At 68.3% G+C, this 14,735-nt stretch carries 14 protein-coding genes; 10 read left to right on the forward strand and 4 right to left on the reverse strand.

The features are described from left to right. Positions 1 to 74 precede the first annotated feature (74 nt). Positions 75 to 512, reverse strand: a complete 438-nt coding sequence (locus tag LR948_RS13255; protein ID WP_232754547.1) for an NUDIX hydrolase — start codon at positions 510 to 512, stop codon at positions 75 to 77. 568 nt (positions 513 to 1,080) lie between these two features. Here LR948_RS13255 and LR948_RS13260 point away from each other — a divergent pair. From LR948_RS13260 to LR948_RS13295, 8 genes are all read left to right on the forward strand, one after another. Continuing rightward, positions 1,081 to 2,067: an Hsp33 family molecular chaperone HslO gene (locus LR948_RS13260; protein WP_232754548.1), complete on the forward strand. Its 987-nt coding sequence runs from the start codon at positions 1,081 to 1,083 to the stop codon at positions 2,065 to 2,067. Beyond that, positions 2,054 to 2,662, forward strand: coding sequence for a CoA pyrophosphatase (locus LR948_RS13265; RefSeq protein ID WP_232754549.1), 609 nt, complete (start codon positions 2,054 to 2,056; stop codon positions 2,660 to 2,662). Before LR948_RS13260 ends, LR948_RS13265 begins: the two co-directional genes overlap by 14 nt. Further along, positions 2,659 to 3,843: a CCA tRNA nucleotidyltransferase gene (locus LR948_RS13270; RefSeq protein WP_232754550.1), complete on the forward strand. Its 1,185-nt coding sequence runs from the start codon at positions 2,659 to 2,661 to the stop codon at positions 3,841 to 3,843. The genes LR948_RS13265 and LR948_RS13270 overlap by 4 nt, the downstream gene beginning before the upstream one ends. 164 nt (positions 3,844 to 4,007) lie before the next feature. Then, positions 4,008 to 5,858 (forward strand): ABC transporter ATP-binding protein, encoded by a 1,851-nt coding sequence (locus tag LR948_RS13275; protein ID WP_232754551.1) that lies wholly within the window; start codon positions 4,008 to 4,010, stop codon positions 5,856 to 5,858. Next, positions 5,855 to 7,723 (forward strand): ABC transporter ATP-binding protein, encoded by a 1,869-nt coding sequence (locus LR948_RS13280; protein ID WP_232754552.1) that lies wholly within the window; start codon positions 5,855 to 5,857, stop codon positions 7,721 to 7,723. Before LR948_RS13275 ends, LR948_RS13280 begins: the two co-directional genes overlap by 4 nt. Positions 7,724 to 7,765: 42 nt before the next feature. Beyond that, positions 7,766 to 8,986 carry a class I SAM-dependent RNA methyltransferase gene (locus tag LR948_RS13285; protein ID WP_232754553.1) on the forward strand — a complete coding sequence of 407 codons (1,221 nt, stop codon included), beginning with the start codon at positions 7,766 to 7,768 and terminating at the stop codon, positions 8,984 to 8,986. Positions 8,987 to 8,995: 9 nt separating this feature from the next. Continuing rightward, entirely contained in the window at positions 8,996 to 9,790 is a 795-nt protein-coding gene (locus LR948_RS13290; RefSeq protein ID WP_232754554.1) for an ion transporter, read from the forward strand. A gap of 95 nt (positions 9,791 to 9,885) precedes the next feature. Continuing rightward, positions 9,886 to 10,353 carry a murein L,D-transpeptidase family protein gene (locus LR948_RS13295; protein ID WP_232754620.1) on the forward strand — a complete coding sequence of 156 codons (468 nt, stop codon included), beginning with the start codon at positions 9,886 to 9,888 and terminating at the stop codon, positions 10,351 to 10,353. A gap of 485 nt (positions 10,354 to 10,838) precedes the next feature. Here LR948_RS13295 and LR948_RS13300 read toward each other — a convergent pair whose 3' ends face one another. Beyond that, on the reverse strand, positions 10,839 to 11,420 hold the full coding sequence (locus LR948_RS13300) for a CAP domain-containing protein (protein ID WP_232754555.1): 582 nt from the start codon (positions 11,418 to 11,420) through the stop codon (positions 10,839 to 10,841). A gap of 167 nt (positions 11,421 to 11,587) precedes the next feature. On the opposite strand from LR948_RS13300, the gene LR948_RS13305 reads away from it, so the two are divergent. Beyond that, a complete protein-coding gene (locus LR948_RS13305) occupies positions 11,588 to 12,193 on the forward strand; it encodes a L,D-transpeptidase (protein ID WP_232754556.1) in 606 nt (201 codons plus the stop codon). Between the two features lie 142 nt (positions 12,194 to 12,335). Beyond that, positions 12,336 to 12,530: a ferrochelatase gene (locus LR948_RS13310; RefSeq protein WP_232754621.1), complete on the forward strand. Its 195-nt coding sequence runs from the start codon at positions 12,336 to 12,338 to the stop codon at positions 12,528 to 12,530. A gap of 111 nt (positions 12,531 to 12,641) precedes the next feature. Here LR948_RS13310 and LR948_RS13315 read toward each other — a convergent pair whose 3' ends face one another. Both LR948_RS13315 and hemH read right to left on the reverse strand, forming a co-directional pair. After that, entirely contained in the window at positions 12,642 to 13,547 is a 906-nt protein-coding gene (locus LR948_RS13315; RefSeq protein WP_232754557.1) for a lipo-like protein, read from the reverse strand. A gap of 85 nt (positions 13,548 to 13,632) precedes the next feature. Continuing rightward, on the reverse strand, positions 13,633 to 14,718 hold the full coding sequence (gene hemH / locus LR948_RS13320) for a ferrochelatase (protein ID WP_232754558.1): 1,086 nt from the start codon (positions 14,716 to 14,718) through the stop codon (positions 13,633 to 13,635). Positions 14,719 to 14,735: the final 17 nt, after the last annotated feature.

Below are 14,735 nucleotides of genomic sequence, written 5' to 3' on the forward strand. Positions count from 1 at the left end.
ACATAGAGGATCGGCGGGAGCCAGGGTTGTTAGGGTCGACGTAATGGCTCCGGCTTGGCTGCTTACCTCCGAGCTTACCGCAGGCAGCGCGCCAAGAATGTGCGGTCGCCGTCGTTTCCGAGTGCTTCGAGCGCCAGGGCCGGGGGCATCCAGACGGCGAGGTGGCCGGGCTCGGTCGGCGGGCCGAGCGGTAGGACAGGGCGGGCGGCGTAGACGATACAGAGCTTCTCGGCCCAGAGGTCGTAGTCGGGCATATAGGTGAAGCGCCGGAAGGCTCCGAGCCGGCGGGGCGCGGCGATGCGCCAGCCCGTTTCTTCGAAGGCCTCGCGATGCAGAGCGGCGAGGGGGCTTTCGCCAGGGTCGATGCCGCCGCCGGGAAGCTGGAACTCAGGGTGCGGGGTTTCCTGGTGAGTGAGCAAGACCTCTCGGTCGCGCATCAGGACCGCGTAGGCGCCGCGGCGGAGGGTGTAGCGGCGATTGACTTCGGGTGGCGGGCCGACGCGGAAGGTCATTCAGGGCAACTCGAGGAGGGTGATTGTAGAGGAGGTTTATCGGGAGAGGTGATGCGAGGTGCTGAGTAGGCGTGCCTGTTTGAGCTGGATCGACTGTGCTGCAAAGGGGTTTGTCCGGGAAACTGAAGGAGCGAGTGGTTGAATGGCGGGGCGTTTTGAAGGGCGGGCGTTGCGGCGAAGTCAGGGTTGAATGTCAGAGTTGAAGGGAGGCTGTCGCGGTGAAGGATAAGGGTCAATGGTGATGGGGGAGTAGATCGCGGGTTTCGTGGTTCTTTCAGCAGTTTCGCCTCCCTGTGCCAAGAATCGGGAAGTTGGGCCTAGTCGGAGTTGGCGGGCTAGGCTGAATCGTGGATTTCCTCGGTGTCGGTGTCGGTGTCGGTGTCGGTGTCGGTGTCGGTGTCGGTGTCGGTGTCGGTGCCAGCGTTGGGCAACGCACCGATCCCGACGAATGGCGCCGCGGGTGGCGTCGCACGCCCCGACCACCCATCGCTTGTCCCCCCCCTTGGACGCGCAACGCGGGCTCTTATATAGAGCCCTCATGCCAAGACCCCGCCAGCAAGGATACCCTATGACCCTCGGACCCAAGATCGCCTGGGACGACACAGTCCTCCCGTTCCAGCTCGACCGCTCGGACATCCGCGGCCGCGTCGCGCGTCTGGACGGCGTCCTGGACGGGATCCTGAAGCAACACGATTACCCCCCCGCCGTCGAGGCGCTGGTGGCCGAGATGGCGCTGCTGACCGCGCTTATCGGCCAGACCATCAAGCTGCGCTGGAAGCTCTCGCTGCAGGTCCAGTCCAAGGGCCCGGTGCGGATGATCGCCACGGATTTCTACGCCCCCGAGAAGGAGGGCGAACCGGCCCGCATCCGCGCCTATGCCAGCTTCGACCCCGAGCGCATCAGCGACGCCGACCCGATGTCGCATATCGGTGAGGGCTATTTCGCCATCCTCATGGACCAGGGCAAGGGCATGCAGCCCTACCAGGGCATCACGCCCCTGGTGACCAGCTCGCTCTCGGATGCGGCAGAAAGCTATTTCGCCCAGTCCGAACAGCTGCCGACCCGGTTCCAGCTGTCTTTCGGACGCTCGACCGAACGCGGCGGCGCCGAGCATTGGCGCGCCGGCGGCGTGATGCTGCAGCACATGCCCAAGGCCAGCCCGCATATCGAGGGCGGCGGCTCGGGCGAGGACGGGCTCTTGCAGGCCGTCGACATGCTCTCCGAGGACGAGGGCGAGGATTGGCGCCGCGCCAACTACCTCCTCGACACGGTCGAGGAGATGGAGCTGATCGGCCCGAACCTGCCGCCGACCGACCTCCTGGTCCGGCTCTTCCACGAAGAGACGCCGCGGGTCTTCGACAGCCTGCCGGTGCGCTTCGGCTGCACCTGCTCGGAGGATCGCGTGCGCCAGTCGCTCTCGATCTATTCGGCCAAGGACATCGAGAAGATGACCACCGACGAGGGCCGCGTCACCGCCGACTGCCAGTTCTGCGGCGCGCATTACGACCTCGACCCCAATTCCGTCGGCTTCGAGGCCGAGGATGCCGGGAAGTGACGACCTGACCCGCCTCCGTCGCGCGCTCGACGCGGCGGCGGCGCCCTCGTCGGATTTCGACCTGAACGCCGGCGCCAAGGCGGCGCTGCCGCCGACGCGCAAGCTGCGCCCGGCAGGCGTGCTTGTGCCGCTGATCGACAGCCCCGAGGGGCTGCGGCTGATCCTGACCAAGCGCTCCTCGAAGTTGAAGCACCACCCGGGGCAGATCGCCTTTCCGGGCGGCAAGGTCGATCCGACCGACGCCGGCCCCGAGGATGCCGCCCTGCGGGAGACCGAGGAAGAGATCGGCCTGCCGCGCGCTTCGGTCAGCCTTCTGGGCGCGCTGCCGGTGCACGAAACGGTCACGGGCTTTGCCATGGCGCCCTTCGTCGGGCTGGTGACTGGGCCCTTCGCGCCGCGCGCCGAGCCCGGCGAGGTGGCCGAGATCTTCAGCCTGCCCTTCGCCCATGTCACCGAGGCCGCGCGCTTCTCGGTGCAGTCGCGGCGCTGGCGCGGTGAGCGGCGGCATTATTTCACCGTGCCCTACGGCCCCTATTACATCTGGGGCGCGACGGCGCGGATCCTGCGCGGCCTCGCCGAAAGGCTGTCCCCATGACCGAGATCACGGCCGATCGGGTCGGGGGCGACTGGCTGAGCGCGCCGCGCGCGCAGGCGGTCTTTGCCGCGCTCGCCGACCAGGGCTTCGCGGCCTACGCGGTGGGCGGCTGCGTGCGGAACGCGCTTCTCGGCGCGCCGGTCGAGGACCTCGACATCGCCACCGAGGCCCGCCCCGAGGAGACCGTCGCCGCGGTGGAGGCGGCGGGGCTGAAGGCGGTGCCCACGGGCGCCGATCACGGCACGATCACCGTGGTCTCCGAGGGCGAGGGCTTCGAGGTCACCACCTTCCGCGCGGACGTCGAGACCGACGGCCGCCACGCCCGGGTGCGCTTTTCCAAGACGCTCGAGGAAGACGCCCGGCGGCGGGATTTCACCATCAACGCGCTTTACGCCCGGCCCGACGGGCAGGTGATCGCGCCGCTGGGGGCGGGTCAGCTCGAAGACCTCGCCGCCCGGCGGGTGCGCTTCATCGGCGATGCCGAGGCCCGCATCCGCGAGGATTACCTGCGTATCCTGCGCTATTTCCGCTTCGCCGCCTGGTATGGCGACCCCGAGGCGGGCTTCGACCCCGAGGCGCTGGCGGCCATCGCCGCCGAGGGCGCGGGGCTCACCCGGCTCTCCAAGGAACGGGTCGGCGCGGAGATGAAGAAACTGCTCTCCGCGCCTGACCCGGCCCCGGCGCTGGGCGCCATGGCGCAAAGCGGCGCACTGGCGCGGGTGCTGCCGGGGGCGGTGTCCGAGAGCCTCGCGCCGCTCATCCACCTCGAAGGGCAGGCGGGCTCTGGGCCCGAGCCGCTGAGACGGCTGGCGGCGCTGGGCGTCCGGGCGGATGTGGACCTGCGGCTCTCCAAGGCCGAGCAGAAACACCTCGCCCGGCTTTGGGAGGCGGTGGACAGCGGCGCGGGCCCGGCGGCGCTGGGCTACCGCTTCGGGGAGGCGCTGGCGCGGGATGCGCTGCTCCTGCGGGCGGCCGCGCTGGGCATGCCGCTCGATCCCGAAGCGCTCTCCGAGGCCACCCACGGCGCCCGGCAAAGCTTCCCCGTCAGCGCCCGCGACCTGATGCCCGAGCGGCAGGGGGCGGAGATCGGCGCGGCGCTTGCCGAGCTCGAGGCGCGCTGGATCGCCTCGGGCTTCACGCTCGACCGCGCGGCGCTTCTCGCAAACCTGCGAAAGAAGTGACAAGCGCCCCCGCGCGGGCTATCTGACCCTCAGCCCGCCGGCGGCTGGCCCTGGCCTCGCGCGATAGCGCGCCCCGCCCCTCAGGGGTGGCGCGCCCGCGTCACCGGCCCGCCCCCTCCGGCCAGCAAGATTTCATCGCGAGTCTCTTTCCAGGCAGTCCGGCCATGTTCCGCTTTTTCGAAAACCTGATCGACCCCTATGCGCCCTACGAGGAAAAGGACGTGCCGCCCAAGCGGCTCTGGCCGTTCCTCTGGGATTATACCAGGCCCTTCCGTCCGATCTTCGCGGTCGCGGCGGTGCTCTCGGTGCTGGTCGCGGGCGTCGAGCTGGTGCTGATCTGGGCCATGGGCTGGGTGGTCGACATCCTCGGCCAGGACCCCGCGCAGGTCTGGCAGGAGCATGGTACCGGGCTCATCCTGCTGGGGCTCTTCATCCTGCTGATCCGCCCGCTTCTGCAGGCGCTGGACGTGTTGATCCTGAACAACGCGATGATGCCGCAGCTCGGCACCGTGGTGCGCTGGCGCGCGCATCGCCACGTCATGCGCCAGTCGGTCGGCTGGTTCGAGAACGACTTCGCCGGCCGTATCGCCAACCGGGTGATCCAGACGCCCTCGGCGGCCAACGAGGCGGTCTTCCAGATCTTCGACGCGCTGACCTATGCGCTGGCCTATGTGGTGGGGTCGCTGGCGCTTCTGGGTGCGGCCGACCCCTGGCTGATGCTGCCGCTGGCGATCTGGCTGGGGCTCTACGCGCTGCTGATGAACTGGACCGTGCGGCGCATCAAGGTGGCCTCGCGCAACGCCTCGAACGCGCGCTCGCAGCTCACCGGGCGGATCGTCGACAGCTACACCAACATCCATTCGATCAAGATGTTCGCCCATCACGACAAGGAGCTGGAATACGGCCGCGAGGCGATCGAACACACCCGCGACACCTTCCAGAAGGAAATGCGGCTCTACACCATCATGGATGTCGCGCTGGTGGTGCTGAACGGGGTTCTGATCGTCTCGGTCACCGGGCTGACGCTGTGGTTCTGGGGGCTCGGCATCGCCACGGTCGGCACCGTCGCGGCGGCGACCGCGCTGACCCTGCGGATCAACGCCATGACCGGCTGGATCATGTGGGCGCTGACGAATTTCTTCCAGCAGCTCGGCATCGTGCAGGAGGGCATGGAGACCATCGCCCAGCCGGTGACCCTGACCGACAGCCCCGATGCGGCGCCTTTGAAGCTGATCTCCGGGGCCATCGCGCTCGAGGGGCTGACGCATCACTACGGGCGCGGGCAGGGCGGCCTCGACCGCATCGACCTGACCATCGCGCCGGGCGAGAAGGTGGGCCTCGTGGGCCGTTCGGGGGCGGGGAAATCCACGCTGGTGAAGCTGCTCATGCGGTTCTACGACGCCGAGGGCGGGCGCATCCTCGTCGACGGGCAGGACATCTCGGGGGTGACGCAGGAATCGCTCCGGGCGCGGATCGGCATGGTGCAGCAGGATTCGGCGCTGCTGCACCGCTCGGTGCGCGAGAACATCCTCTATGGCCGGCCCGAGGCCAGCGAGGCCGAGATGATCGCCGCCGCCGAACAGGCCCAGGCGCATGACTTCATCCGCGATCTCGCCGATGCCGAGGGCCGGCGCGGCTATGACGCCCATGTGGGCGAGCGCGGCGTGAAGCTCTCGGGCGGGCAGCGGCAGCGGATTGCGCTGGCGCGGGTGATCCTGAAGGACGCGCCGATCCTGGTGCTGGACGAGGCGACCTCGGCGCTCGACAGCGAGGTGGAGGCGGCGATCCAGGACACGCTCTACGGCATGATGCAGGGCAAGACGGTGATCGCCATCGCGCACCGGCTGTCGACCATCGCCCATCTCGACCGGATCCTGGTCATGGACGACGGGCGCATCGTCGAAGAGGGCAGCCACGCCGAGCTTTTGGCCCGCGAGGGACTATATGCAGGGTTCTGGTCCCGTCAGTCCGGCGGGTTCCTGACCTTCGACGACGAAAGCGAGGCCGCCGAGTGAGTGCGACATCCGAGCCAGAGGAGACCCCGCGCTGGCGCCGCCCGAGCCGCTGGATCGACCCGTTCCGCCCGGCCTCGGGCCCGCCGCCGCAGCAGATTCTGCCCTTCTTCCGCTGGAACCTCGAAGGCGCCTGGCCGGTCCTGGCCGTGGCGGGCTGTTTCTCGATCCTCTCGGGCGTGGTCGAGGTCATGGCCGCCCTCATCCTGGGCCGGGTGGTCGATGCGGCGCTCGCCGCCGAGGCGGGCCAGGTCTTCACCGACCAGGCGCCGGTCCTGATCGGGGCGCTTTTGTTCTTCGTCCTGGCGCGGCCCGCGATCATGGGCGTCTCGACCTTCTTCCAGTCGATCGTGGTCCAGCCCAACGTGCTGAACCTGGTGCTGTCGCGGCTGCACCGGCACACCATCGGCCAGTCGGTGACCTTCTTCGACAACGATTTCGCCGGGCGGATCAGCCAGAAGGAAATGCAGACCTCTCGGGCGCTGACCGACGTGGTGATCGAGATGATCCACACGGTGCTTTTCGCGCTGGCCTCGGTGGTGGGGGCGATCCTGCTTCTGGGCACGGTCGACGCGCGCATCGCGCTGGGGCTTCTCTTGTGGATGGTGGTCTACGGGCTTTTCATCCGGGCCTTCATGCCGCGCATCCGCAAGCGGTCGAAGGCGCGGGCCTCGGCCCGGGCCATGGTGACCGGGCAGGTGGTCGACACGGTGACCAACATCAAGACGGTGAAGCTTTTTGCCCATGCCGAGCACGAGGACCGCGCGGCGCTTTCGGCGATGAACACCTATCGTCACCGGGCGCTGGAGTTCGGCCAGGTCTCGGTGACCTTCCGCTTCTGGCTGATGGCCCTGGCGGGGCTTCTGCCGGTGCTGCTGGTCGGCGGGGCGCTTCTGTATTGGAGCCGCGGGCTGGTCAGCGCCGGCGACATCACCGCGACCGGCGCGGTGGCGCTGCGGCTGGCGCAGATGACCGGCTGGGTCAGCTTCACGCTGATGTCGCTTTATTCCAACCTCGGCGAGGTCGAGGACGGGATGCGCACCCTCGCGCCGCGCCACGCGCTGACCGACCGGCCCGACGCCGGCGCGCTTTCGGTGACCGAGGGCCGGGTGACGCTCCGCGATCTGAGCTTCCACTACGGCTACGAGCGCGGCGGGCTCGACCGGGTCTCGCTCGAGGTGCAGCCGGGCGAGAAGCTCGGCATCGTCGGCGCCTCGGGGGCGGGGAAATCGACGCTGGTGGCCCTGCTCATGCGGCTCTACGACACCGAAAAAGGCCGCATCCTGATCGACGGGCAGGACATCTCGGAGGTGACGCAGGAAAGCCTGCGCCGGGCCATCGGCATGGTCACCCAGGAGACCGCGATGTTCAATCGCTCGGCCCTGGACAACATCCGTTACGGCCGGCCCGACGCCAGCTTCGAGGAGGTGGTCGCCGCGGCGCAAAAGGCCGAGGCGCATGACTTCATCCTCGCCATGCAGGACCACAAGGGCCGGCAGGGCTACGAGGCGCATCTCGGCGAGCGCGGCGTGAAGCTTTCGGGCGGGCAGCGGCAGCGCATCGCGCTGGCGCGGGCGCTTCTGAAGGACGCGCCGATCCTGATCCTGGACGAGGCGACCTCGGCGCTCGACAGCGAGGTGGAGGCCGCGATCCAGGACGCGCTGCACCGCGCCATGGAGGGCAAGACCGTGCTGGCCATCGCGCATCGGCTCTCGACCATCGCCGACATGGACCGGATCGTTGTGCTCGACCGCGGCCGCGTCGTGGAAGAGGGCACCCATGAGACGCTCCTGGCCGAGGGCGGGCTTTACGCCCGCTACTGGGAGCGGCAGTCGGGCGGTTTCGAGACCCGCGAGGCGGCGGAATAGCCCGGCCTCGACGCCGCGCGACTTTCGAGTCATGAGGGCGCCATGACGACGAGCTATGTGATCGAACGGCTGGGCCACCTGGGCGACGGCATCGCGCCGGGGCCGGTCTTCGTGCCGGGCGCGCTGCCCGGCGAAGAGGTGACGGGCGAGGTCGCCGACGGGGTGATCGCCGCGCCGTGCATCCTGACGCCCTCGGGTGACCGCGTGACGCCGCCCTGCGCCCATGCCAAGCGCTGCGGCGGCTGCCAGCTGCAGCACGCCGCCGATGATTTCGTCGCCGGATGGAAGCAGCAGGTGGTCGAGACGGCGCTGGCGGGGCAGGGGCTCGAAGCGCCCTTCCGGCCCATCGTGACCTCTCCGGCCCAAAGCCGCCGCCGCGCGGTCTTCTCGGGCAAGCGCACCAAGAAGGGGGCGCAGGCCGGGTTCCACGTGAAACGCTCCGAGGTGATCGTGCCGGTGCCCGAGTGCCAGGTGCTGCACCCGGACCTGTCCGCCGCCCTGCCGCTGGTGGAAGAGCTGACCGTGCTCGGCGGCTCGCGCAAGGGCGAGCTCTCGGTCAATGTCACCCGCAGCGAAAGCGGGCTCGACGTGATGGTCACCGGGGGCAAGCCGCTCGACGGGGCGTTGCGCATCGAGCTGGCCGAGATCGCCCGCCGCCACGACCTCGCGCGGATCGGCTGGGCCGGGGACGAGACGCTCGAGCGCCGCCCGCCGATCCTGACCTTCAGCGCGGCGCGGGTGACCCCGCCGCCCGGCGCCTTCCTGCAGGCCACGCCCCAGGGCGAGGCCGCGCTGCGCGCCGCCGTCTCCGAGATCACCGAAGGCTGCAAGCGCGCGGTCGATCTTTTCGCCGGCTGCGGCACCTTCGCGCTGCCCCTGGCCGAGCGCATGGAGGTCCATGCGGTCGAGGGCGACCCGGCGATGACCGCCGCGCTCGACCGGGGCTGGCGGCACGGGCAGGGGCTGCGCGCGGTGACCACCGAGGTGCGCGACCTCTTCCGCAACCCGCTTCTGCCGGCCGAGCTGGCGCGCTACGGCGCCGCGGTGATCGACCCGCCGCGCGCCGGGGCCGAGGCGCAGGTCGCCGCTCTTGCCGAGGCCCGCCTGCCGGTCATCGCCCATGTCTCCTGCAACCCCGTGACCTTCGCCCGGGACGCCGCGACGCTGGTGCGCGCGGGCTACCGGATCGACTGGGTGCAGGTGGTGGACCAGTTCCGCTGGTCCACCCATATCGAGCTTGCCGCCGCGTTCAGACTGGACTGAGACCCCACCATGCCCTTCCGCGCCCGCCTTGCCGCCTTTCTCGAGCGTCCGCTGACGCGCAACACGATCACGCTGATCATCGTCTTCAACGCGATCCTCCTGGGGCTCGAGACTTCGGAGCGGGCCATGGCCGCCGCCGGCGGGCTGATCGTGGCGCTCGACCGCGCCTGCCTCGCGGTCTTCGTGATCGAGCTCACCGCCAAGATCTACGCCCAGGGCCGGCGCTTCCCGCGCAACGGCTGGAACATCTTCGACTTCGTGATCGTCGGCATCGCGCTGGTGCCGGGCTCGCAGTCCTTCTCGGTCCTGCGGGCCCTGCGCATCCTGCGGGTACTGCGCGTGGTCTCCACGCTGCCGCGGCTCCGCCGGGTGGTCGAGGGCTTCCTGACCGCGCTGCCCGGCATGGGCTCGGTCTTCCTGCTCATGGCGCTGATCTTCTACATCGGCGCGGTCATGGCGACGAAGCTCTTCGGCGCCTCTTTCCCCGAGTGGTTCGGCACGCTCGGCCGGTCGGCCTATTCGCTGTTCCAGATCATGACGCTGGAAAGCTGGTCCATGGGCATCGTGCGCCCGGTGATGGAGGTCTATCCCGCCGCCTGGGCCTTCTTCGTGCCCTTCATCCTGATCACCACCTTCGCGGTGGTGAACCTGGTGGTCGGCCTGATCGTGAACTCCATGCAGGACGCCCATGCCGAAGAGGCCAATGCCGCGACCGACAGCTACCGCGACCAGGTGCTGGCCCGGCTCGAGGCGATCGAACGGCGGCTTGATGCCCAGGGCTCACCGCCGCGTGAGCGCGAGTGAGTTCAGGCTACCCGGAAGCCCTGAAAATCGCTATTCTGCCCGGAAAAATAGCGAGCAGGACAGTGAAACTCATCAAGATCGCCGCGCTGTGTCTCATGGCCCTCGGGCTCTCGGCATGCAGCAGCAAGTTCAAGACCTACAATGGCCCCGAGGTCACCCAGGTCGTGGTCGATAAGAGCGACCGCAAGATGTATCTTCTGCACCACCGCGAGGTGCTGAAGAGCTACCGCATCGGGCTCGGGTTCGCGCCCGAGGGCGACAAGCAGATCGAGGGCGACGGCAAGACGCCCGAGGGTCTCTACTTCATCGACCGCCGCAACCCGAACTCGCGGTTTCACCTCTCGATCGGGATCTCCTATCCCAACGAGGCGGATATCGCCGAGGCCATCGCCCTGGGCAAATCGCCCGGCGGGGACATCTTCATCCACGGCGGCCCGCCGAAAGGCGCGCGTTTCAGCCCGCGGTCGGACTGGACCTGGGGCTGCATCGCGGTGAAGGACCGCGAGATGGAGGATGTCTACGCGATGGTGCGGGACGGCACGCCGATCCTGATCCAGCCCTAGGCGGGACTGCGCGGCATGGAATTGTCGGGGACCAATTTGGCGGCTCTTATGGGCGCGCCTATTCGGCCCCGGCCCTCGCGCCACTCGGCGGTGTATGCGTCTATATTCCAGCGGGATTGGCGGGATTGCGCGCCCGGTAATCATCCGAACGCCGCAATTGGCGATCCATCGGACATGGTGCGAATAGCCGCGCGTCGGCGGGCCGTGGCGCGGCGATCCCAGGGTCGAGCGGCAGCGCTTTATGGTTGCCAGGTCCGCGCGCAATAGGAGCGGCGCGCCCAGACCGGCCAAATCGCCGTGCCGACGGGACGGCCCGGCGATGCGCGGCGGCCTTCGGCCGGTTATTCCGCGCCGGCGCGCAGATCGACCGATCCTGGGTAATCCGGCAATCGGTCAAATATCAGTCAGCTTGTAAGGTGTTGTGGTGGCAAAGAGGCCCGTCGCTGCGCGGCTCCGCGCCCCACAGCCCGAGCGCCCTCACCCCCTCAGGAGGCGCCGCCCGCCTCTGCCGCCGCGGCGACCTGTGCGCCGCTGGCCGAGCCCGGCGCGCCGGTGATCAGCGTCCACCAGATCTTGCCGTTGTTCTCCTGGTGCCAGGCAAAGCCCATCTCGCGGGCCTCGGGCGACATGATCACCCCGCGCGTCGCGCTGTCGTCCATCCAGGCCGCAAGGGTCTGCAGCTCGGTCTCATAGGTCTCCGAGATCACCTCGCCCTGCAGCGAGCCGCCGTAGCCCACCCGGCGCACGCGGTCGATCGGCGAGGAGCCGTCCGAGCCGAAGTGCCAGGGCCGGTTCTGCACCGCCATGTCGCGCGAATGGGTCGCCGCGGCGGCGTTCAGCTGGGCGTTGTATTCCAGCGGCACCAGCCCCTGTTCGGCGCGCAGCGCGTTGACTGAGTCGAGCATCCGGATCTCGATCCGGTTCGCCTCGCCCAGGCCGATCCGGTAGACCGTCGGCAGGGGTTGACCATCGGGTCCGAGTCGCGGTTCGGCCGGCGGCGTCGGAGAGCTGGCGCATCCTGCCAGGACAAGGGCCAGGGCGGCGGAGATAAGCGAAGCGCGGAGCATGGCGGCGATCCTGTTCTGTCCATTCGACCCGAACGGCCTTATCTTCTCGCGCGTGGCTTATCAAACCCACATCGGCGTGACTGCGCCGAGACACGCGGGTTTGAATTGCGAATGCGACAATCGCGCACTAATTGGCAGGAAATTGCCGTTCATCACGGAGATGTCCCATGAGCAAGTTTTCCTCTCGCGCCACCAGCCGGCGCGCCTTCCTCGCGGGGACGGCCGCGGCCTCTTTTGCAGGTCCGGCGCTCGCCCAAAGCGTCACCGGCGCCGGCACCACCGAGGTCGAGCGTGACCTCTCCGAGATCGTGCGCCGCAACACCTCGAGCTTCCGCATGCTCGACTGGCGGCCCTATTTCTCGAACCTGAACAAGGGTGCGATCCTGGTCGATATCCAGAGCCGCGCACTGCACTACTGGTCCGAGGACCAGGCGGTCTACAAGCTGTATCCGACCTCGGTGCCGCTGACCGAGGACCTGACCCGCCGCGGCCGGACCAGCGTTACGCTGAAGGATCCCGAGCCCGACTGGCGGCCCACGCCCTCGATGAAGAAGCGCAATCCCGAGTGGCCGGACTACGTGCCGCCGGGCCCCGACAACCCGCTCGGCACCCGTGCGCTGCACCTGAGCTGGACCTATTACCGGATCCACGGCACCCACGATACGCGCAAGATCGGCCGCCGTTCGTCGAACGGTTGCATCGGCCTTTACAACGAGCATATCGAAGAGCTGTACGAGATGGCGCAGGTCGGCACCCAAGTGTTGCTTATTTGACGACAAGCCCGCGATAGGCGGTTTGAGCGGCTTAAGTTGCGTTTGCAAATGCAAAGGGAAGCTGCTTAGAACGACTCACGAGGTTAAGTCTTGGGTGCTTGTTCGGGTATCCTCCGAGCAAGCGATTATCTGGAGGATAATGATGAAGAAACTCGCACTGGCCGCCGCAATCGCCGCCGCAGGCACCTCGGCAATGGCAGGCTCCTACGCAAAAGACGACGTGGTCATGGAGCCCGTCGTTGTCGTCGAAGAAACCGAACAGCAGTCGTCCTCGGCAGCGATCATCGTTCCGCTGATCCTGCTCGCGCTCGTCGCAGCTGCGGTTTCCGCCGACTAATTCGGTTCGTCAGAACCTGGGAAAAGGCGGTGCCTCGGCACCGCCTTTTTTCTTTGCGCCGGGCGATCTGAGCCCTTTGCGCATCGCGCCCGCACTGGCGCATTTCGCGTGTCACGAAGCGGCGGGCTTGCTGGCCGCCACGCCCGGCGCGCGCTCTTCCTCATCCTCCGCCGCGACCCGCGCCGCCACGGCCTCGGGCTCGCTTTCTCCGCCCGGCACCGGCGGGGCAGGGGTGACCGGCAGGGTCGGCGGCTCGGGCGCCTCCTCGTCGCTCCAGGTCAGCGCCTGGGGGTCGAAGGCCTCTTCCAGATGCGGCTTCACGATGCGGAAATAGGGCGAGATGTCGAAATCCCGCGGCACAAAGAGCGAATGGTGCCGGATGTGCAGGATCTCCTCGGCGATGCGCCCGCGGCCGGGCCGCGCCTCGACCCGGGGCAGGATCGGGTAGCGCACCGACTGGAAGGCCTGGGCGATCAGCGCCGAGCAGATCGCCCGCGTCGGATCACCCGAGCCCAGCGACAGCATCCGCCGCCGCCAGCGCACCGGCACCGGCGGGGTCGGCAGGAAATACCGCAGCAGATCGAAGATGTTGCGCAGGTCGTAGGCCAGGCCGATCCGGTTGACCATGTAGTCGACCACCGCCGCCCGGCCCTCGGGGCCGAGGCCCACGGGCCGGCAGATGCGGGTGTGGTGATCGGCGTATTTCGACAAGGGCACCGAGATGCAGCCCGATTCCACCACCGCCTCGACCAGTTCATGCGGGGTGCCGTCAGGCTCGGCGCGGCCCGGGATCGGCCCGCAGTAAAGCGCCGCATGCGACCAGCTCGACTGGGTGAGATACTTGATCGCGATGGAGACCCGCGCCTGCCCGTCGACCAGGAGCACGTCGCCCGGGCGCAGCGTCGCCTTGAGCCGCGCGAAGTCCGAGGGCGCCGAAAGCGGCTCCGCCCCGACGCGCGGGGCGCTCAGGATGTCGGCAAGCGCCTTGCCGATGCGCTGTCTCAGGCTCTCGAACATGCCGCCTCCCCCCGGGGTTCCTTGCAGGCTTGCAGGGAAAAGGTGGGGGAAAACGGCGCGCCGCGCCAGCGTCAGATGGCGCGGTTCACGGGGTTGCGACGGCGGGCTGGCCGATCCAGCCGCCGAGGTTCTCCTCGATCACCGCGGTCAGCGCGGCGATATGGGCATCGTCGTCGTTGAGGCAGGGGATATAGGTGAACTGCTCGCCGCCGGCTTCCTCGAAGCTTTCCTTGATCTCCTCGTTGATCTCTTCGAGCGTCTCGATGCAATCGGCCGAGAAGGCGGGGGCGCAGACGGCGATGTTCTTCTTGCCCCCTTCCGAGGCCAGCCGCGCGACCTCTTCCACGGTATAGGGTTTGAGCCATTCCTCGGGCCCGAAGCGCGACTGGAAGGTGGTGGTGATCTCGGTGTCTTCCCAGCCCAGCCGCTCCTTCAGGAGCCGCGTCGTCTTCGCGCATTGGCAGTGGTAGGGATCGCCCTCGAGCAGGTAGCGCTTGGGCACACCGTGGTAGGAACAGACCAGGATGTCGGGCCGGGTCTCCATCTGCCCGTAGGCGCGTTCGATCGAGCGCGCCAGCGCGTCGATATAGAGCGGATGCTCGTAATAGGGATCGACCGTGCGCACCGTGGGCTGCCACTTCTCTTCCATCAGGGCGCGGAAGAACTGGTCGTTGGCCGTGGCCGAGGTGGCGCCCGCGTAATGCGGATACAGCGGGAAGAACAGGATCTTGCGGCAGCCCGCGGCGACCATCTCGCGGACCTTGGAGCGGGTCGAGGGGTTGCCGTAGCGCATGCAGAAATCGACCATGACCTCGTCGCCATGGGCCGCTTCCATGGCCCGGGCGATCTTGGCGGTCTGGTCCTTGGTGATGGTCATCAAGGGGCTCTCGCCCTTGTCCTCGTTCCAGATCGACTTGTAGGCCTCGCCGCTGGAAAAGGGCCGCTTGGTCAGGATCACCAGCTGCAGGAGCGGCTGCCAGAGCCAGGGCGAATAGTCGATCACCCGCCGGTCCGAGAGGAACTCGTTCAGATACCGGCGCATCGACCAGTAGTCGTAATTGTCCGGCGTGCCGAGGTTGGCCAGGAGGACGCCGACCTTGCCGGCGGCGACCTTGGGGTGATCGGCGGGCGCATTCGGGGGTCGAACCGCGGATTTCGTGCTATCCAGCATGGATGAGGGCCCCTGCT

Origin of the sequence: Roseivivax sp. GX 12232 (assembly GCF_021272185.1) — a bacterium.
Classification (GTDB): domain Bacteria; phylum Pseudomonadota; class Alphaproteobacteria; order Rhodobacterales; family Rhodobacteraceae; genus Roseivivax.

Coding starts and splice junctions, on each gene's coding strand:
- LR948_RS13255 (WP_232754547.1), bottom strand. CDS start 512: ATGACCTTCCGCGTCGGCCCGCCACCCGAAGTCAATCGCCGCTACACC.
- LR948_RS13315 (WP_232754557.1), bottom strand. CDS start 13,547: ATGTTCGAGAGCCTGAGACAGCGCATCGGCAAGGCGCTTGCCGACATC.
- hemH (WP_232754558.1), bottom strand. CDS start 14,718: ATGCTGGATAGCACGAAATCCGCGGTTCGACCCCCGAATGCGCCCGCC.
- LR948_RS13275 (WP_232754551.1), top strand. CDS start 4,008: ATGTTCCGCTTTTTCGAAAACCTGATCGACCCCTATGCGCCCTACGAG.
- LR948_RS13290 (WP_232754554.1), top strand. CDS start 8,996: ATGCCCTTCCGCGCCCGCCTTGCCGCCTTTCTCGAGCGTCCGCTGACG.
- LR948_RS13305 (WP_232754556.1), top strand. CDS start 11,588: ATGAGCAAGTTTTCCTCTCGCGCCACCAGCCGGCGCGCCTTCCTCGCG.
- LR948_RS13295 (WP_232754620.1), top strand. CDS start 9,886: ATGGCCCTCGGGCTCTCGGCATGCAGCAGCAAGTTCAAGACCTACAAT.
- LR948_RS13260 (WP_232754548.1), top strand. CDS start 1,081: ATGACCCTCGGACCCAAGATCGCCTGGGACGACACAGTCCTCCCGTTC.
- LR948_RS13310 (WP_232754621.1), top strand. CDS start 12,336: ATGAAGAAACTCGCACTGGCCGCCGCAATCGCCGCCGCAGGCACCTCG.
- LR948_RS13270 (WP_232754550.1), top strand. CDS start 2,659: ATGACCGAGATCACGGCCGATCGGGTCGGGGGCGACTGGCTGAGCGCG.
- LR948_RS13285 (WP_232754553.1), top strand. CDS start 7,766: ATGACGACGAGCTATGTGATCGAACGGCTGGGCCACCTGGGCGACGGC.
- LR948_RS13300 (WP_232754555.1), bottom strand. CDS start 11,420: ATGCTCCGCGCTTCGCTTATCTCCGCCGCCCTGGCCCTTGTCCTGGCA.
- LR948_RS13265 (WP_232754549.1), top strand. CDS start 2,054: ATGCCGGGAAGTGACGACCTGACCCGCCTCCGTCGCGCGCTCGACGCG.